Raw genomic sequence first — 3,123 nt, forward strand, 5'->3', positions numbered from 1 at the left:
CTCCTCGCCCCTCAGTCTTTCAGTTTTTCTACAGCCAGCCCTTTTCCTTGTAGTATTTCGCCGCGCCGGGATGCAGCGGCAGAGCGAGCCCCTGACCCGCCTTCTCGGGCATGAAGGACTTCCAGAACGGGCTGGCGATCACGATGTCGTCGCGCTTTTCGCACATGGCCTTGACCATCTTGTAGGCGATGTCCTCGGAGACGTTCTTGTTGATCATGAGTTCGGTGCTGGCGGATACGGTGACGATGTCCTTGCCGAACTTGCCGCCGTAGAACGACGCCGGGATCACGTCGCGCTGGAGGCCGTACTTTTCGCCCACGGCCTTGATGACGCTCTCGTCCACGGGCAGGATGTCCAGATCCACGCTGTTCATCATGTCCTGCACGATGAAGGCTTCGCCGGGTCCGATCCACAGGGCCACGTCAAGCTGGCCGTCCTTCATCATGCTGGCGGTGTCGTTGGTGGAAGGAGTGTAGATCTTGCCGCCCCACGCGGTGATGTCCTGCTGGCTGATGCCGTATTCCTCAAGGATCCACTTGCCGAACAGATAGGAATTCCCGGCGGTATGGGACATGGAGATGCGGATGGGCATCTTCTTTTCCTTGATCTGGGCGAGGGACGTAATGCCGGAAGCCTTGTTCACGATGAAGTGCATCCGGGTGGAGTCGTGCAGGTTCAGAAGGCCCATGACGTTTTCCGTGGGTTTCTTGTAGGGATCGATGCCCTTGGCCGCCGCGAAGATGACGCTGTGCGCGGCGATGCCGAAGTCGCTCGCGCCCTTCTCGACGTGCATGACGTTGGCGAGCCCGCCGCCGGGGAAGAGGGAGACGTCAAGCTCGGGATACATGGTGGAAATGGCTTTGCCCATCGCGCCCATGCCGACGTACCACGCGCCGCCGGCGGGCGATGCCGCGGCCTTGAGTTCGGTAAAGTTCTTGGCGAGGGCGGGAGCGGCACCCACGGCGAGGGAAAGGGCAAGGGCTACGGCCTTGAAGAAATGCTTGCAGGTCATGATTTATGCCTCCTCGGGCAGTTCGATGTTCAGAAGCTTCGCCGCGTTCTTATAGAGGAGCTTGGGCAGGACTTCAGGCTTGAAAAGCCCCTTGAAATGGCTCACGCAGTCCACGATGGGCATCAGCGGGTAGGCCGTGCCGAACAGGAAGCGATCCTGCATGAAGTTGTTCGCCGCCATGATGTAATCCGCCGCGCCCGAGCAGTTGAAGAGATACATGTCCGGGCACAGATAGATGTTTTTCTGGAAGAAGCACACGCCGAGGATCTGCTGCACCCACGGCCAGCCGCCGTGCGAAATGATGAAGTTGGTCTTCGGGAAGTCGGCGGCGATGCGGTTGATGATCTTGGGATCGCTGTAGGTGATGTCCGGCCCGGCCCGGCCTCCGAGCATCAGGATGACCGGGATGCGGTGCTGTTCGCACAGATCATAAATGGGATAGATGCGCGGGTCGTCGGCGTACATGGGCTTGTCCAGAGCGCCGGGCTCCATGCAGATGCCCTTGAGGGGGCCGTTCAGCACGGTGCGGTGGATTTCTTCCAGCGACTCTTCCCTTTTGGAGGCGTTGAGCCCGGCCATGCCCACGAAACGGCCCGGAAAATCACCCAGCAGGCTGATGATGTCGTCGTTGGAGATGGATCCCTTGAAGTGGCCGTTGCGGCCCGGGATGACGCCCATCGTCACCCCGGCGGTGTCCATTTCCTGAAGCATCAGTTCGGGGGATTTCTGGGCGACGGACGGGGCCTGTTTCATGGAAAAGCATTCGGTGAGCTTTGCGGTGCGGGCCACGTCGTCGTAGACGCCGATGTTCAGGAAACCCCGTGCCGGGGGCCGCATACGGAAATCGATGATCATCTTAAAACTCCTTGAAGCTGTTTATGTGAAATGATTGTGGGACCGAAACAGCCTTCCCGCGGGCGGGATGCCGGGTGGACCGCCCGCAGGAAGGGCTCCTGCCGGAGCGGGGTTATGCGGCGACGGGTGCTCTCCTGCGGCGGAGCATCTGGACGATGCCCACGGAGAAGAGGAGCCCGAAGCCGATGATGTCGGTGGAGAGGCCGGGATAAATGAGCGTCAGCCCGCCGATGAGCAGGAAGACGCGTTCCCATGCGGAGGTCGAGCACAGAAGCCAGCCCTGCATACCGCCCGCGATGCCGATGACGCCGATGATGGCTGTGATGGCGGCCCAGATGATTTCGGGTGTTTCGCCGATGCCGAGGAGCGCTGGCTGATAGACGAACATGTAGGGTACGATGAAGGCCACGATGCCGAGCTTGAGGGCGATAAAGCCCGTCTCCATGGCCTTGCTTTCGGCGATGGCAGCCCCCGCGAAGGCCGCGACGCACACGGGCGGGGTGATGAAGGACAGGATCGCATAGTAGAACACGAACATGTGGGCGACGAGCTGCGGGGCCCCGGCCTTGATGAGCGCGGGCGCGCCGAGGGTGGCGACCACGATGTAGGCGGGGGTGGTCGGGATGCCCATGCCGAGCACGAAGCTGGTCAGCATGAGGTAGACCATGAGCAGGAACAGGCTGTCTCCGGCGAGGATGGTGATCAGGTTGATGAACTTGTAGCCGATGCCGGTAAGCGAAAGCACGCCCACGATGAGGCCGGAGCAGGCGCAGCAGGCCGAAACCATCAGGGCCCCGCGCGAGGAGGCGGCAAGCGCGTCGATGAAGGATTTGAAGGTGAAGCGGGTTTCGGCCTTGAGCATGGCGAGCAGGACGATGCTCAGCGTGGCGATGTTAGCGCAGAAGACCACGCTCCGGCCCATGCCGAGCAGCAGGATCAGCACGGCGATGGGCACGAGGTAGTAGAGGCGGCTGACCACGGACTTGGTTTCGGGGACCATGTCGGGCGAGAGCTTGCCGAGGTCGTTCTTGACCGCTTCAAAGTGGATCATGACGAGCAGGGCGAGATAATAGAGGATCGCCGGGAGCAGGGCGGCCTTGGCGACGTTGAGGTAACCCGCGCCGGACAGATCCGCCATCAGGAAGGCGGCGGTCCCCATGACCGGGGGCATGAGCTGCCCGCCGGTGGAGGCGACGGCTTCCACCGCGCCGGCGAAGGGGGCGCGGTAGCCGACCTTCTTCATGAGCGGGATGGTG

3 protein-coding genes are annotated in these 3,123 nt (G+C 61.9%); all 3 read right to left on the minus strand.

Annotated features, from left to right (window positions below; translation table 11 throughout):
- Positions 1 to 28 precede the first annotated feature (28 nt).
- A complete protein-coding gene (locus tag HMPREF0178_RS14015; protein WP_009368697.1) occupies positions 29 to 1,012 on the minus strand; it encodes a TAXI family TRAP transporter solute-binding subunit in 984 nt (327 codons plus the stop codon).
- 3 nt (positions 1,013 to 1,015) lie between these two features.
- Complete coding sequence (locus HMPREF0178_RS14020) at positions 1,016 to 1,867, minus strand: amidohydrolase family protein (protein ID WP_009368698.1); 852 nt, start codon at positions 1,865 to 1,867, stop codon at positions 1,016 to 1,018.
- A 112-nt stretch (positions 1,868 to 1,979) separates the two neighbouring features.
- On the minus strand, positions 1,980 to 3,123 hold a 1,144-nt coding region (locus HMPREF0178_RS21070; protein ID WP_009368699.1), incomplete at its 5' end, for a TRAP transporter fused permease subunit.

The sequence above is a fragment of the Bilophila sp. 4_1_30 genome (assembly GCF_000224655.1).
Lineage (GTDB): Bacteria > Desulfobacterota > Desulfovibrionia > Desulfovibrionales > Desulfovibrionaceae > Bilophila > Bilophila wadsworthia.